11 protein-coding genes are annotated in these 15,045 nt (G+C 70.6%); 2 read left to right on the top strand and 9 right to left on the bottom strand.

Going from position 1 to position 15,045, the window contains the following annotated elements; all coding sequences use genetic code 11:
* Window positions 1-10: 10 nt before the first annotated feature.
* The 4 genes from AMK21_RS29200 to AMK21_RS29185 all read right to left on the bottom strand — a co-directional run bounded on the left by AMK21_RS29200 (window position 11) and on the right by AMK21_RS29185 (window position 4,335).
* Entirely contained in the window at window positions 11-1,774 is a 1,764-nt protein-coding gene (locus AMK21_RS29200; RefSeq protein WP_073882176.1) for a DUF4153 domain-containing protein, read from the bottom strand.
* 238 nt (window positions 1,775-2,012) lie between these two features.
* The gene (locus AMK21_RS29195) at window positions 2,013-2,921 is read right to left on the bottom strand and encodes an ADP-ribosylglycohydrolase family protein (RefSeq protein ID WP_073882175.1); all 909 of its coding nucleotides are present in this window, start codon (window positions 2,919-2,921) and stop codon (window positions 2,013-2,015) included.
* 12 nt (window positions 2,922-2,933) lie between these two features.
* Window positions 2,934-3,593, bottom strand: coding sequence for a histidine phosphatase family protein (locus AMK21_RS29190; protein WP_073882174.1), 660 nt, complete (start codon window positions 3,591-3,593; stop codon window positions 2,934-2,936).
* Between the two features lie 136 nt (window positions 3,594-3,729).
* The gene (locus tag AMK21_RS29185; RefSeq protein ID WP_073882173.1) at window positions 3,730-4,335 is read right to left on the bottom strand and encodes a YdbC family protein; all 606 of its coding nucleotides are present in this window, start codon (window positions 4,333-4,335) and stop codon (window positions 3,730-3,732) included.
* A 207-nt stretch (window positions 4,336-4,542) separates the two neighbouring features.
* On the opposite strand from AMK21_RS29185, the gene AMK21_RS29180 reads away from it, so the two are divergent.
* A complete protein-coding gene (locus AMK21_RS29180; RefSeq protein ID WP_073882172.1) occupies window positions 4,543-5,079 on the top strand; it encodes a TerD family protein in 537 nt (178 codons plus the stop codon).
* A gap of 244 nt (window positions 5,080-5,323) precedes the next feature.
* Here the strand turns inward: AMK21_RS29180 and AMK21_RS29175 are convergent, their stop codons facing one another.
* A complete protein-coding gene (locus tag AMK21_RS29175) occupies window positions 5,324-8,218 on the bottom strand; it encodes a vitamin B12-dependent ribonucleotide reductase (protein WP_073882270.1) in 2,895 nt (964 codons plus the stop codon).
* 165 nt (window positions 8,219-8,383) lie between these two features.
* On the bottom strand, window positions 8,384-8,896 hold the full coding sequence (gene nrdR, locus AMK21_RS29170; RefSeq protein WP_073882171.1) for a transcriptional regulator NrdR: 513 nt from the start codon (window positions 8,894-8,896) through the stop codon (window positions 8,384-8,386).
* A 479-nt stretch (window positions 8,897-9,375) separates the two neighbouring features.
* Here nrdR and lexA point away from each other — a divergent pair, with 479 nt between their 5' ends.
* The gene (lexA, locus tag AMK21_RS29165) at window positions 9,376-10,173 is read left to right on the top strand and encodes a transcriptional repressor LexA (protein ID WP_073882170.1); all 798 of its coding nucleotides are present in this window, start codon (window positions 9,376-9,378) and stop codon (window positions 10,171-10,173) included.
* 90 nt (window positions 10,174-10,263) lie between these two features.
* Here the strand turns inward: lexA and AMK21_RS29160 are convergent, their stop codons facing one another.
* Genes AMK21_RS29160 through AMK21_RS29150 form a run of 3 tightly spaced genes read right to left on the bottom strand, consistent with a single transcriptional unit; the run spans window position 10,264 to window position 15,011 of the window.
* Window positions 10,264-12,234 (bottom strand): ATP-dependent DNA helicase, encoded by a 1,971-nt coding sequence (locus AMK21_RS29160; RefSeq protein ID WP_073882169.1) that lies wholly within the window; start codon window positions 12,232-12,234, stop codon window positions 10,264-10,266.
* A 38-nt stretch (window positions 12,235-12,272) separates the two neighbouring features.
* Entirely contained in the window at window positions 12,273-14,189 is a 1,917-nt protein-coding gene (locus AMK21_RS29155) for an IucA/IucC family protein (protein ID WP_073882168.1), read from the bottom strand.
* Window positions 14,190-14,249: 60 nt separating this feature from the next.
* The gene (locus AMK21_RS29150; RefSeq protein WP_073882167.1) at window positions 14,250-15,011 is read right to left on the bottom strand and encodes a GNAT family N-acetyltransferase; all 762 of its coding nucleotides are present in this window, start codon (window positions 15,009-15,011) and stop codon (window positions 14,250-14,252) included.
* Between the last annotated feature and the right edge of the window lie 34 nt (window positions 15,012-15,045).

The raw sequence follows: 15,045 nt of genomic DNA, 5'->3' as shown, positions 1-15,045 counted from the left end.
CGGGGTGGGATCAGTAGGGGTCGTAGTCGTCGTGGTCCTGCTCGTAGCCGTCCCGCTCGCCTTCCCGTACACCGTCCGTGCCCAGGCCGTAGCAGGTGCGGTGGTCGGCGGTCGCGGGGCGCTCGCGGAGGATCTCCTCGGCCCGAGCCTCGCCCCAGCTGGTGGCGTACCAGGGGGAGTCGGAGCCGCGCAGTTCGCCTTGGATGACCCGGAGCGCACAGGAGCGCTGCGGCTCCGGCAGCTTGTCGAGGGCGGGTACGGCGTCGGCGGAGAGGTTCTTGAGGTAGTCGAGGTCGATCGAGGTGCGGTCGTCCTCGAAGCGCTGGACGTTCTGCTCGGCGACCACCGAGTCCGGGGAGATCACCCCGAAGGCCAGTACGGCGGCCGCGGCGCTGACCGCGATCGCGCGCGGCAGGAACCTGGCGCCGAAGACCCCGGCGGCCAGGATCAGGACGAACACGACGCCGAGCCAGAGCTCCATCGCGGCCACGGAGATCCGGAGCCTGGTCAGCCCGTACTCCTCGACGTACAGGTCCATGCGGCGCAGAGCCGAGGCGACGACGACCAGGGTGAGCACGCAGAGGGTGCCCAGCACGGTGCGTACCAGCGTCCGGTCCCGGCTGCCGCCGCGCGGCGCCCAGCGCAGGGCCAGGGCGATCACGAGGAGGGTGAGCAGGGTGGCCCAGAGCAGCTGCCAGAAGCCCTGGCGGGCGTACTCGGCGTGGTCGAGCCCGGTCTTCTCCCGCACCTTGTCGTAACCCCCGAGGAGGACGACGAGCTGGAGGGTGATGAACGCACCGAAGAGCAGGTCGAGGACGATGAGCGGAAGCGCCCACTCCGTACGTCCCCGGGGTTTGCCCGCCTTGACGGTGAGTCCGTCCCAGCGCACAGGGGCGGCGGCGGTGCGGGCGGCGGCCAGCGCGCCCACGAGGCCGACGAGGAAGAGGAACGTCCGCAACGGGCCATCGACGATCGACACATCGGGGGTGAGCCTGCCCAGCAGGTCGGCGAAGGCGGCGTCGGCGCTGGCGAAGAGCGTCCCGAACACCACGAGGAGCCCGACGGCCACGGCCGTGGTGCGTACGGCGGTGCCCCAGCGCCCGCGGGAGTCGTCGGCCCGCTCCCGTACCCCGCGCCAGCCCCACCGGATCCCCGCCGCGACCGAGTCCAGGGTGCCCACGGAGCCGATCAGCACGCCGAGCCAGCTCCGGCTGCCGTGCAGCGCGAGCGAGCCCAGGGCGAAGGCCGACACGACGGCCAGGAAGGTCGGCCAGCCCGCGTCCCGCAGCGCGGGCACCGCGAGCAGGGCGAGACCTCCGACGGCCCAGGTGGCGGTCCAGGGCCGCAGTCGGCGCCCCGCTGCCCGGGCGGCGAACCCGGCGGCCAGGGCGGCGGGCACCGCCACGATCAGGAGGTTCACCCCGAGGCCGTCGCCGAGCAGGAGCGCGCTGAGTACGGCGGTGGCCAGGGCGGCCCAGAGGACGGCGGGCGGGATCAGCGGGGGTGCGGCCGGGCGCAGCTCGGCCGTCGCGCCGGGGCCCTTGACGGGAGGCTGCCAGGGGCGGCCGGGCTGCCAGGTCTGCTGCGCCCCCTGGACCCGCTGCCGCTGGGCGTGCAGGTGCGCGGGGGTGGCCGGTGGCTCGACGCCCTGGGTCGCGTGGGGGCCGGGCTGCGGTGCCGGCGATGATGACGGCGACGGCGGAGTCGGTGAGCCGTCGGCCGGCGGGCCTGACGCCTTGGGCGGCTCGGATGCCCCGGGCGGTTGTTCGGACATGGGACCCCTCCCCCACCGAGCGCCCGCGCACACCCCAGGGGGCGCGTGGTCCCGGCATCTCATTCGGCGCGCGCCCATGGAGGTCGGGTGAAGATCGACCAGGGGACGGCGTGATCGAAAGGCTAATGCCGAACCGGTGTTCGCGAACACTCAGAGTGAGGCCTGTGGCAGGACCGTGACAGACGGTCGGCCCGTCCGCTTCCGCAGCAGGGTTCGCACGGTCGGAGGGCCCGTACGGTCAGCGCCGCTCCGGGAGCAGCCAGCCGGGGGGTGCCTCCGTCTGCGCCAGCCAGTCGGCGGGCGGTGCTCCGGCCGTACCCGCGGCGACGACTCCCCCGACGATGGCGCAGGTCGTGTCGACGTCGCCGCCCGCCTGTGCCGTCAGCCAGAAGGCCTCCTCGAAGTTTCCGAGGCTCCTGGCCGCCGACCAGAGGGCGAACGGCACGGTGTCGTGGGCGCTGGTCCTGCGGCCGTTGCCGAGGACCGCGGCGACCGTCCCGGCGTCCTGGTAGTCGAGCATGTCGCGGGCCCGGCGCAGCCCGGCGCCGACCGCGCTGCGGGGCACGAGCGCGATGACGCCGTCGAGGAGCTCCTCGGGTTTCGGCGGCCCGCCCGGGGCCGCGGCGAGCGAGGCGGCCGCCGCGACGGCCATCGCACCGACGACGGCCTCACGGTGCTGGTGGGTGGTGTACGAGGAGATCTCGGCCTGGTGGGTGGCCTGCTCCGGGTCGTCCGCGTACCAGGCGCCGAGCGGGGCGATCCGCATGGCCGAACCGTTGCCCCACGACCCCTGCCCCTTGAAGAGCGCCGACGCCAGCTCGCGCCAGTCGCCGCCCTCCCGCACCAGCCGGAGCAACCGGTTCACGGCGGGGCCGTAGCCCCGGTCGAAGTCGTGGTGATCGGCGAAGGAGTGCGCGAGCGCGTCCTGGTCCACGCGGCCGTGGGCGGCGAGCACGGCCAGGACCGAGGAGGCCATCTCGGTGTCGTCGGTCCACTGCCAGGGGCCTGCCGGCAGGACGCGCTGTTTGAGCAGCGGGTAGTTGACCGGGACGAAGAACTGGGAGCCCAGGGCGTCTCCCACGGACAGGCCACGCAGGCTGGCCAGGGCGCGTTCGAAGCGCCGCTCGGAAGCAGAATCAACGGTCATCGCCCTGCCACTCTATCCGGTGCGGCCGTACGGCTCAGGGGTGCGCCAGCGCTGGAAGGGCCGGTCGAGGGTGTAGCGGCCGTTCTCGCCGAGGAGCAGGGCCCTCGTCTCCCCGTTGCCCGGGTTGGAGAGCGATTCGAACTCGGCGACCGACCAGTGGAACCATCGCATGCAGAACAGCCGCATGGTCAGTCCGTGCGTGACGAGCAGGACGTTCTCGGGGTGGTCCGGCTCCTCGAAGCTGCGGTGCAGGCTCTCCAGGAACGCGCCCACCCGATCGTAGACGTCGGCGCCGGACTCCCCCTGGGCGAAGCGGTAGAAGAAGTGTCCGTAGGCGTCCCGGTAGGCCTTCTGGAGCCGTACGTCGTCCCGGTCCTGCCAGTTGCCCCAGTCCTGCTCGCGCAGCCGGGGCTCCTCGCGGACCCTGACCAGGGCGGGGTCCAGGCCGAAGGCCCGGAACGTCTCGTGGGTGCGCCGGTAGGGGGAGATGTAGACGCTCACCCGCTCCTCGCCGAACTGCTCACGCAGCCGCGCCCCGGTCTCCCCGGCCTGCCGCAGACCCGTCGCGGTGAGCCGGAGCGCGTGGTCGGGCTCCCGCTCGTACACCGTGTCGTCGGCGTTGCCCTCGGACTCGCCGTGCCGGACGAGGACAATGCGCTGCGGTCGTGCCATGCACCGACCCTAGGGGGTGTGCGGCGATTCGGCGTGATCCGTACAGGCCGGACGTGATCCATAAAAGGACCGGACGTGATCCATGGAGACCACGCGTGGCTCATAGAGGTCGCGCATGGCCCGCAGGGGACCCGTGTCAGACCGTCCAGGAGGGTTCCAGTTCGACCACGTCCCCCGTCAGCGCGGCCACGTCCGTCTCGGTCTGGGCGCGGGCCGCCAGGCGCTCCGCCCCGTCGGCGCGGTACTTGCCCCGCTCGGCAGCCGACTTCCACATGGACAGCACGAGGAACTCGTTGCCGGGCGCCTCCCCGAAGACTCCGCGCAGCATACCGGGGGAACCGGCCATCGCCGGGTTCCATACCTGCTTCTGCATCAGCACGAAGTGCTCGGCCCGGTCCTCGTGCACGCTGCTGTGCGCGACCCTGACGACATCCGTGTCCGTGAAGTCCGGCTCGAAACCCGTCTTCACGTCGAACCGGCGCTCGAAGAGCATGACCTGCATGTCACGGAAGGTGCCGGCCTGCCCGGTCGCCGGACGGTCGTGTCCGCGGGCCATGAACGAGTCGTAGAAGACGCGGTTCTCCCAGAACGCGAAGACATGGGCGACATCGGGGCGCGTTCGGCTCCACCCGCCGCTCTGCCCCCTGAACCCCGGCTCGCCGAGCAGCCCCGCCCACTTCCGCTGCCCCCGCTCGAAACCATGACGGTCCACCACGGAACAGCGAATCCACTTCACCAGCACCGCGCCATCGTACGGCGCGCGACATGGCCGGGGTCACGTTCGGCCGCGGACCACCCGAACCGGACGGTCCGCCGACGGCCCCGAGCGCATGGCCCGAATCGGCCGTCCGTCACCGGGGCAGTTGGCGGCGCGGCCCGTTCCGTACATGATCGGGTGAATCGGATGATGAGAACGGTCCATGGACCGTCGGCCAGGAGGGGAAGTCCGGTGAGCACTCCGAACAAGGACATCGAGAAAGTCGAAGTACGGATCAAATGGGACCCCAGCCCGCACGGTGAACCGGACATCGACCTCGACATCATCGCGGCCACCTACCCGGCGGACGCGCCGTACGGCAGCCCCGCGTACCTGGTGCACTTCGACAGCCGCTCGCCGGACGGGACCATCACGCTGAACCGGGACAGCAGGACCGGCCAGGGGTTCGGCTTCGATGAGGTCATGACGATCGAGCTGGACCGGCTGGCGGACCGGTACGGGCGGGTCGTGGTCGGCGTCGCCATCCAGCAGCGCGAGGGCCGCAGGACCTTCGGCGAGGTCGGCAGCACGGCGGTGGAGATCCGGGAGGGCTACACGAGCCTGATCGAGGACGACTTCGCGAGGGTGGCGTCGTCGACGGCGGCCGTAGTCGGGGAGTTCTCCCGCACCGGTTCCGGGCAGTGGACGTTCCGCGCGGACGTACGTGGCTTCGACGCCGACCCGAACGCGTTCGCCGCGGTCATGGGGGACCGCGACCCCGGGGTCTGACGGGATGCCTTGACGCCGACGTCTTGACGCTGATGTCTCGACGCCGACGTCTTTCGGCCAACCAGGGTGCCGCGGATCCTGATCACAGGGCACGCGGCATCACGGTCCGGCGGTCAGGTCCTGGCCGACCGGCCGCTACGTCGGAGGGGCGTCAGCGCGAGGCTGACGCCCCTCTCAACAGGGACTACTTGTCAGGGAGAAGCGTGCCGAGTGGTGCGCTCCGCGCACTTCCGCCCCGTTTCGGCTAGCTGCAACCGCTGGTCGAGCCACAGCCCTCGCAGATGTAGCAGGAGCCGGCGCGCTGCATCTTCGTACCGCAGGAGAAGCAGAGCGGGGCATCCGCGCTGATGCCGAGCTGCATCTCGACCAGCTCGGCCGAGGTGTGCGCCGTCGCGGGAGCCGGCTTCTCGGCGGACTCGCGGGGAGCCGCCACCGCCTTCAGCTCGGGCTGCACCGGGGCCGACTGGGCGAGGCTCTCGGAGTCCACGCCCTCCGCCTCGAACGACGGCTCGTACGAACCGGTGTCGAGGTGGCGCTGGCGCTCCTCGGCGGAGTGGATACCGAGGGCGGAGCGGGTCTCGAAGGGCAGGAAGTCGAGCGCCAGGCGGCGGAAGATGTAGTCGACGATCGACTGCGCCATCCGCACGTCCGGGTCGTCCGTCATGCCGGCCGGCTCGAAGCGCATGTTCGTGAACTTCGAGACGTACGTCTCCAGCGGGACGCCGTACTGCAGACCGACCGAGACGGCGATGGAGAAGGCGTCCATCATGCCCGCGAGGGTCGAGCCCTGCTTGGACATCTTGAGGAAGACCTCGCCGAGACCGTCGTCCGGGTAGGAGTTGGCGGTCATGTAGCCCTCGGCGCCGCCCACCGTGAAGGAAGTGGTGATGCCGGGACGGCCCTTGGGGAGGCGCTTGCGGACCGGGCGGTACTCGACGACCTTCTCGACCGCCGTACGGATGGTCTCCTCGGCCTTCGCGGTGACCTCTTCCTTCTCCTTGTCCTTGGTCTTGGCGGAGAGGGGCTGGCCGACCTTGCAGTTGTCGCGGTAGATCGCGAGCGCCTTGACGCCCAGCTTCCACGCCTCGAAGTAGACCTCTTCGACGTCCTCGACGGTAGCCGTCTCGGGCAGGTTGACGGTCTTGGAGAGCGCGCCGGAGATCCACGGCTGGATGGCCGCCATCATCCGGACGTGGCCCATCGCGGAGATGGAACGCTCGCCCATCGCGCAGTCGAAGACCTCGTAGTGCTCGGGCTTCAGGCCCGGCGCGTCGATCACGTTGCCGTGGTCGGCGATGTGGGCGACGATCGCCTCGATCTGCTCCGGCTGGTAGCCCATGCGGCGCAGCGCCTGCGGCACCGTGCCGTTGACGATCTGCATCGAGCCGCCGCCGACCAGCTTCTTGAACTTGACCAGGGCGAGGTCGGGCTCCAGGCCGGTGGTGTCGCAGGACATCGCGAGACCGATGGTGCCGGTGGGCGCGATGACCGAGGCCTGCGCGTTGCGGAAGCCGTTCTTCGCTCCGAGCCGGATCACGTCCTGCCAGGCTTCCGTCGCCGCCGCCCAGACCGGGGCGTCCAGGTCGTCGGTGCGGACGGCCTTGGCGTTGGCGTCGGCGTGCTGCTTCATGACGCGCTGGTGAGGCTCGGCGTTACGGGCGTAGCCGTCGTAGGGGCCGACGACCGCGGCGAGCTCGGCGGAGCGCTTGTACGAGGTACTGGTCATCAGCGACGTGATGGCGCCGGCCAGGGCGCGGCCGCCGTCGCTGTCGTACGCGTGGCCGGTCGCCATCAGGAGGGCGCCGAGGTTGGCGTAACCGATGCCCAGCTGACGGTAGGCGCGGGTGTTCTCGCCGATCTTCTGCGTCGGGAAGTCCGCGAAGCAGATCGAGATGTCCATCGCGGTGATGACCAGCTCGACGACCTGGGAGAAGCGCTCGGACTCGAAGGACTGGTTGCCCAGGCCGTCGTCCTTGAGGAACTTCATCAGGTTGAGGGAGGCGAGGTTGCACGAGGTGTTGTCCAGGTGCATGTACTCACTGCACGGGTTCGAGCCGTTGATCCGGCCGGACTCCGGGCAGGTGTGCCAGGCGTTGATGGTGTCGTCGTACTGGATGCCCGGGTCGGCGCAGGCCCAGGCGGCCTCGGCCATCTTGCGGAAGAGGGACTTGGCCTCGACCTCTTCGATGACGTCGCCGGTCATCCGGGCACGCAGCCCGAACTTGCCGCCGGCCTCGACGGCCTTCATGAACTCGTCGTTCACGCGGACCGAGTTGTTGGCGTTCTGGTACTGGACGGACGTGATGTCGTCGCCGCCCAGGTCCATGTCGAAGCCCGCGTCACGCAGGGCGCGGATCTTCTCCTCCTCCCTCACCTTGGTCTCGATGAAGGCCTCGATGTCGGGGTGGTCGACGTCGAGGATGACCATCTTGGCCGCACGGCGGGTGGCGCCACCGGACTTGATGGTTCCGGCGGAGGCGTCGGCGCCGCGCATGAAGGAGACCGGTCCCGAGGCGTTGCCGCCGGAGGAGAGGAGCTCCTTGGAGGAGCGGATACGGGAGAGGTTCAGGCCGGCGCCGGAGCCGCCCTTGAAGATCATGCCCTCTTCCTTGTACCAGTCGAGGATCGACTCCATGGAGTCGTCGACGGCCAGGATGAAACAGGCGGAGACCTGCTGCGGCTGGGGCGTTCCGACGTTGAACCAGACCGGGGAGTTGAAGCTGAAGACCTGGTGCAGAAGGGCGTACGCCAGCTCGTGCTCGAAGATCTCCGCGTCCGCGGGAGAGGCGAAGTAGCTGTTCTCCTCGCCGGCCTTCCGGTACGTCTTCACGATCCGGTCGATCAGTTGCTTGAGACCGGTCTCGCGCTGCGGCGTACCGACCGCGCCGCGGAAGTACTTGCTGGTGACGATGTTGACCGCGTTCACCGACCAGAAGTCGGGGAACTCGACGCCACGTTGCTCGAAGTTGATCGAGCCGTCGCGCCAATTGGTCATGACGACGTCACGGCGCTCCCACGCCACCTCGTCGTACGGATGCACGCCGGGGGTGGTGTGGATGCGCTCGATACGCAGACCCTTGCTCGCCTTGGTGCCCTTGGTGCGGGAACCTCGCGCCGGGCCGCTCGCCGTCTCTGTCATGCCGCCTCCCATATGTGGGCAAAAACGCCCTGAAGTGCCCAGTTCTTCCCAGGCACAGTGTGTGTCCGTCGCCCCGCGGGCCACCTCGGGCCGCGGGAAGAGGTTCTGAATCGCCCGGTCGCCGGCCGGCGGACATGACTCCGGACGGTGACGGGCAGGTGCCGCTCAGTCGGCGGCAATGGCAGGGGCGGGGACCTCAGGGGTCTCGCCGCTCCCGCAGTCCTCCGCGGTGGGCCGCTGCGCCCGCAATTCCACGATGGCGGCCTCGAAGTCTTCCAAAGAATCGAACGCCCGGTAGACGGACGCGAAGCGCAGGTACGCGACGAGGTCGAGTTCCTGCAGGGGGCCGAGTATGGCCAGACCCACGTCGTGGGTGGTCAGCTCGGCGCTGCCGGTGGCGCGCACCGCCTCCTCGACCCGCTGGCCGAGTTTGGCGAGGGCGTCCTCCGTGACGGGCCGGCCCTGGCATGCCTTACGGACGCCGGAGATGACCTTGGTACGACTGAAGGGTTCGGTCACGCCGCTGCGCTTGACCACCATCAGCGAGCACGTCTCCACCGTGGTGAAGCGGCGGGAGCAGTCGGGGCACTGGCGGCGGCGACGGATCGACGTCCCGTCGTCGGTGGTGCGACTGTCCACGACCCGGCTGTCGGGGTGCCTGCAGAAGGGACAGTGCATGGCTCCCAACCCTCCTTCACAGCGCGACTGAATAGCCTCTCCGGCCAGCCCTTGCGGGCCCCTCGGAGGCAGTCCCCAGCATAGGCGATGGCCCTGGGCCGAACGAACCCGGGACCACAACTTCTGGGCGGCCGGGACGATCCAACCACTAGATCTAGGGTTGAGTCGCAATTTCGGCCCAACCGCGTGTCGCACCCCGGGCGGCACCCGGGGGGAGCGCGAGCCAGAGAAGAGGGTACGGGAATCGCGCGGTCCGCCAGTCGCCGGGGCCCGGGGTGCGGAGCCGGATGACAGACTGGGGCAGGATCCGGCGGGGAGCCCGCCGGACGCCCGTACGTGCCCTCCGCCTTGTGCTCATACACCTGGAAGAAGGATCACGGCAGCCCTTTATTCGTTTTTCACTCGAACGTGTGTTTGGCGCAACCTTTCGAAAGCTACTACCGTTGTCCAGCTAGGGAGAACATTCGAAAGGGGCCGACGTGACCGCGACCGCAGACAGTGCCACCATCACCGCCCGGGACCACCGCTTGCAGAGCCGACTTGAGCCGGTGCATGCCATGAATGACTCAGTCACGAACACGGACGGGCCCGAGCCCGCGCGACCCGGGCGCTCCTTGCCCGGGAGGCCGCCAGGGATCAGGGCGGACAGCTCGGGACTCACGGACCGGCAGCGGCGGGTCATCGAGGTCATCCGCGACTCCGTGCAGCGCCGGGGCTACCCGCCCTCCATGCGGGAGATCGGTCAGGCGGTGGGCCTGTCCAGCACGTCGTCCGTCGCCCATCAGCTGATGGCCCTGGAGCGCAAGGGGTTTCTCCGGCGGGACCCGCACCGGCCCCGCGCCTACGAGGTGCGCGGATCGGACCAGCCCAGCACCCAGCCGACCGACACGACGGGGAAGCCCGCCGCGTCGTACGTTCCCCTGGTGGGCCGGATCGCCGCCGGTGGGCCGATCCTTGCCGAGGAATCGGTCGAGGACGTCTTCCCGCTGCCGCGCCAGCTCGTCGGTGACGGCGAGCTGTTCGTCCTGAAGGTCGTCGGTGACTCGATGATCGAAGCGGCGATCTGTGACGGCGACTGGGTCACCGTGCGCCGCCAGCCCGTCGCGGAGAACGGCGACATCGTCGCCGCGATGCTGGACGGCGAGGCGACGGTCAAGCGCTTCCGCCGCGAGGACGGCCATGTGTGGCTGCTCCCGCACAACGCCGCGTACCAGCCGATCCCCGGTGACGAGGCGACCATCCTCGGCAAGGTGGTGGCAGTGCTGCGGCGGGTGTGAAGATCACCGGTCGTTGACCTCAAGCACTCGACGGAGCCCCGGGACGCTTTACGGCGCCCCAGGGGCTCTTTCGTTCGCGTGCTCGTTGTCCTACTTGCCTTCCGCCTTGGCCAGGGCGTCGATCGCAGCGAGTGAGCGGCGCGCCTGGTTGCGGTCCGTCGTGTACCAGAAGTCCGGCAGCGAGGCGCGCAGATAGCTGCCGTACCGCGCGTTGGCGAGGCGCGGGTCCAGGACGGCGACGACGCCCTTGTCCCCCGTGGCCCGGACGAGGCGGCCCGCGCCCTGGGCCATCAGCAGCGCCGAGTGCGTCGCGGCCACCGCCATGAACCCGTTGCCGCCGGCCTCCTCGACCGCCTTCTGGCGGGCGCTCATCAGCGGATCGTCGGGGCGGGGGAACGGGATCCGGTCCATGACCACCAGCTGGCAGCTCGGCCCCGGCACGTCCACGCCCTGCCAGAGCGAGAGGGTGCCGAAGAGGCAGGTCTCCGGGTCGGCGGCGAAGTTCTTGATCAGCTCGCCGAGGGTCTCCTCGCCCTGGAGCAGGATCGGCTTGTCCAGCCGGCCGCGCAGCTCCTCGGCGGCCGCTTTGGCCCCCCGCATGGAGGAGAACAGCCCCAGCGTGCGGCCGCCCGCCGCCTCCACCAGCTCCGTGAGCTCGTCGAGCATGTCCGTGCGGGACCCCTCCCGCCCCGGGGTGCTCAGGTGCCGGGCGACGTAGAGGATGCCCTGCTTCGGGTAGTCGAACGGGGAGCCGACGTCCAGCCCCTTCCACTGCGGGATGTCGTCGCCCGCCGTGCCCTCGGGGGCCAGCCCCAGGGAGGCGCCCACCCCGTTGAAGTCCCCGCCGAGCTTCAGTGTGGCGGAGGTCAGGATCACGGAGCGCTCGGCGAACAGCTTCTCGCGCAGCAGCCCGGAGACGGAGAGCGGAGCCACCCGCACCGAGGCGCCGAACCGGTCGTGCTGCTCGTACCAGACGACGTCGTACTCCGAGCCCTGGGTGATGCGCTCGGCGACCCCGTGGACCGACTCGACCGAGGCCAGGGCCTGCTTACGGACGGCGTTCTCGTCCTCGACCGACTTGTCCCGGGTGGCACCGATCGCGGAGATCACCGTACGAGCCGCGTCCCGCAGCGCCATCAGCGCATACCCGAGGTCCTCGGGCACCTCCTCAAGACGCCCCGGGAGCGCCAGCTCCATCACCCGCTCGAACCCCTCGGCGGCGGTCTGGAGCGCGTCGGCGGCCTTCTCGTTGACCAGCTTCGCCGCCCGCCGGACCGCCCGGTTGACCTGGGCCGGCGTCAGCTCGCCGGTGGCGACCCCGGTGACCCGGGAGACCAGCTCGTGCGCCTCGTCCACGATCAGCACCTCGTGCGAGGGCAGCACCGGGGCACCCTCGATGGCGTCGATCGCGAGCAGGGCGTGGTTGGTGACGACCACGTCGGCGAGCTTGGCGCGCTCACGGGCCGCCTCCGCGAAACACTCCGCTCCGTACGCGCATTTCGACGCCCCGAGGCACTCACGGGAGGAGACCGAGATCTGCGCCCAGGCCCGGTCCGAGACGCCTGGGGTGAGGTCGTCCCGGTCGCCGGTCTCCGTATCGCTCGACCAGTCCCGCAGCCGCAGCAGGTCCTGACCCAGCTTGCTGGAGGGTGCTGCCGCCTCGAACTGGTCGAAGAGCCCCTCCTCCTCGTCCTGCGGGACCCCTTCGTGGAGCCGGTGCAGGCAGAGGTAGTTCGACCGGCCTTTGAGCATCGCGTACTGCGGGCGCCGGCGCAGCAGCGGGTGCAGGGCGTCCACCGTGCGCGGAAGGTCCCGCTCCACCAGCTGGCGCTGGAGGGCGAGGGTGGCCGTGGCCACGACGACCCGCTCCCCGTGCGCCAGCGCGGGCACCAGGTAGCCGAGGGACTTGCCCGTGCCGGTGCCGGCCTGGACGAGCAGGTGGGCTTGGTCGTCGACCGCCTCGGCGACGGCCTCGGCCATGGCGGCCTGGCCGGGCCGTTCCGTACCGCCGACGGCGGTGACGGCGGCGTGCAGGAGCTCGGGGAGGAGTGGCTTCGTCATAGCCCGACCACCCTACGGCGCGCCACTGACAACGGCGGTCACTCCCGGATCCGGGCGGAGGGGTGCAGTGGATTGGGAACCGTGCCGTGGATCGCCGCGTGCGGGCGGCTGGAGCGGTCGCGGTAGCCGTCCACGTGCAGCCGGTTGCGGTTGAGACAGAGCCGTTCGATCTCGGGGGTGAGCATGTCGAACAGCTCGAACCGCTCCTTGAGACCGGGGAAGCGGGCGTGATGGCGGACGATCTCCGCCCGGACGAGTGACCAGAAGGCGTCCTCGCTCACCCCCAGCTGCTCCTCGCAGAGCGGGGACAGATAGCGGAAGACACCGACGAAGAGGCCGGAGTGGATGAACTGGGTGAGGAAGGACGGCGCCTCCGTGAGGAGGACCGTGCGGACCTCCTCGGGCATGGTGTCGTGCTCGGGCAGCGGGTGGGCGCTGACGTTGACGTCGTCGACGAAGTCCTTGATCGCGAGGCGTACGGGCACGTCGTTCTCGTCGAAGACGACGATGGCGTTCTCGCCGTGCGGGGAGAACACCGTGCCGTAGCGGTAGAGGAAATGCAGCAGGGGCGGCAGCAGGGCGGCGAAGAGGCGGGTGAGCCAGGCCTCCGGGGCGAGCCCGGAGCGCTCGACGAGTTCGGCGGTGAACGCGCGGCCCGCCGGATCCGTATGCAGGAGGGAGGCGAGCGTGCGGGCGCGTTCGCCCGGTGCGAGGCGGGGCGGCAAGGGCTCCCGCCAGATGGCGCCGAGGATTTCCTTGTACTGGTAGGGGGCTTCGGGGAGGTGGTCGTAGAGCGGGTGTTCCACGGCGACGGAGGCGACCTCGCCGAGGAGGATGACCCGGCAGGTGTCACGCAGGAACGGATCGGCCTCGCACAGGCCCTGGACCCAGGCGGTGACGGCGGGGGCGGCGAGGGTCCGCTCGGTGGGCAGGCCGCGCCAGACCAGGGTGTTGAGGACGGAGAGCGGCAGCTTCACCGTGTGCCGGTCGGGGCGGGACACGTTGGCGAACGTACGGACGGACTGCTGGGCCAGGCGTGCGTCGCCGTCGGTGTGCAGCGCCAGGATGTCCCCGTCGGCGATGGCGGGGGCGAAGAGCGGCACGATCCATTCGTCCCACTGCCAGGGGTGTACGGGAAGGTAGAGGTAGCTCGCGGGATCGAGCCCCCGGGCGTACAGCTCGGCGGCGAACGAGGCGCGCACGGAGGGGTCGAGCTCCTGGGCGTAGAGGTGCTCGGGGGTGGTGAGGTGGCCCACGCCCCGGTACTGCGCGATGCGGGTGCTCACGGCGATCCACGGCAGCTGGAGGGGGCTGCGGGTCTCGGGCGTGAAGCGGGCCGCGTCGGCGGCGGAGAAGCCGAGCCGCCCCTTGCTCGCCACCAGCCAGGGGTGGCCGGTCTGGTGGCCTTCGAGCTCGGCGTAGCCGACGTCGGCGAGCTCGCGCGCGGTGAGGGCGGTGTGGTCGAGCCGGGCGTCGGCGGAGAGCGTGAGGGTCAGCTCGCGGATGAGGTGGCCGAGGGTGGCGCCGTCGAGGCCGAGGAGGCCGCGGGCGCGGGTGAGGAATCGTAGCGGGTCGCGGAACGGGCGGGGCCTGTCGGAAGAACCGTTGGAGGAGGCGTGGGCCGAGGCGTTGCGGGAGGGTGGGTGCGCGCCGTTGGAGAGGGCGGTCGAGGGCGTGGGGACCGTCTCGATGGAGTCGGGATCGACGCGCCAGCTTCCGTAGACTCCCCGGCGGGCCGAGAAGCGGAGCTCCGTACCGTCGTCGAGCGACAGGGAGTGCAGGCGGCCGTCGCCGGGCCGGCGTTCGGGCTCGATGATCTCCTCGTACGCGAACTCGCCGAGCATCTTGGCGAGCAGCCGCGCTGCGGCCCGGTCCCAGACCTGCCGGTTCAGCTCCGGGGGGCTGAGGAGTGGGTGGGGCTCGACTGAGTCATGGCTCGCGGGATATGTCGGCACGGGGACTCCTCCGGGTGTAACCGATGGGGTTCGAGCGGTGTGGACAGTGCGGCGCGATGTTCACAGGTGATCACGGTATGTTCGGTCGCGGATCATGAGAGCGGCACGTTTGTCGGGGAGGTCCACTTCTGCGGAGAGGCGGAATCCGGCGCTCAAAAATGCCGATACGGACGGGGTGTTACGCAGGTCCGGCTCGGCGACGACCCGGCCGCAGCGCGGAAGGTTGTCCAGCACGAGGTCGGCGACCGCGCGGAGCAGGGTGGTGCCCACGCCCCTCCCCCGGTTGCCCACGCCCCCGATGAGGAGGTGGATGCCGGTGTCGTGGAGGCGGGCGGGGTAGTGGCGGGCCAGCGGGTCCAGGTCGGCGCGGTAGATCTCCCAGTAGCTCATGGGCGTTCCGTCGAGGACGCCGAGGCAGGGGAGGGAGCGGCCGTCCCCTTCGAGTTGGGGCCTCAGATGGTCGGCGGTGACGGATTCGGGCCCGGCGAGCTCCCAGAAGGCGGCGACGGCGGGGTCGTTCATCCAACGGCTGAGGACGGCGAGATCGCGCTCCAGGACCACCGGGACCAGGTGGAAGACCCCGGCCTCGGTGGTCGCGCCGGGCCAGGTGGCCGGGTCACCGAGCAGATCGGCGGCGGGGCCGCGCCGACGAGCTGCCTTGCTCCGGTCTTCCGAGATGATGGCGAGGAGTTCTTCGGTGAGCTTCAGGTCGAGAGTGTCTTCCGTGCCGGCGGACGCGGCGGTGTTTCCCCGGCCGCCGGGCCCGGAGTCCGGTTTCTCGGGCGCCGCGTCGGATTCGGCGGGCGCGTCGGCGGGAGGCACGGTGACACTCTCCTCTCTGGAGCGGGGGGGGCCG

Origin of the sequence: Streptomyces sp. CB00316, from assembly GCF_001905595.1 — a bacterium.
Classification (GTDB): Bacteria; Actinomycetota; Actinomycetes; order Streptomycetales; family Streptomycetaceae; genus Streptomyces.
This window is presented reverse-complemented; position numbering and strand designations above follow the sequence as displayed.

Excerpts from the sequence above, each read along its gene's own strand:
- AMK21_RS29200 (WP_073882176.1), bottom strand. The coding sequence starts at position 1,774 with ATGTCCGAACAACCGCCCGGGGCATCCGAGCCGCCCAAGGCGTCAGGC.
- AMK21_RS29195 (WP_073882175.1), bottom strand. The coding sequence starts at position 2,921 with ATGACCGTTGATTCTGCTTCCGAGCGGCGCTTCGAACGCGCCCTGGCC.
- AMK21_RS29190 (WP_073882174.1), bottom strand. The coding sequence starts at position 3,593 with ATGGCACGACCGCAGCGCATTGTCCTCGTCCGGCACGGCGAGTCCGAG.
- AMK21_RS29175 (WP_073882270.1), bottom strand. The coding sequence starts at position 8,218 with ATGACAGAGACGGCGAGCGGCCCGGCGCGAGGTTCCCGCACCAAGGGC.
- nrdR (WP_073882171.1), bottom strand. The coding sequence starts at position 8,896 with ATGCACTGTCCCTTCTGCAGGCACCCCGACAGCCGGGTCGTGGACAGT.
- AMK21_RS29160 (WP_073882169.1), bottom strand. The coding sequence starts at position 12,234 with ATGACGAAGCCACTCCTCCCCGAGCTCCTGCACGCCGCCGTCACCGCC.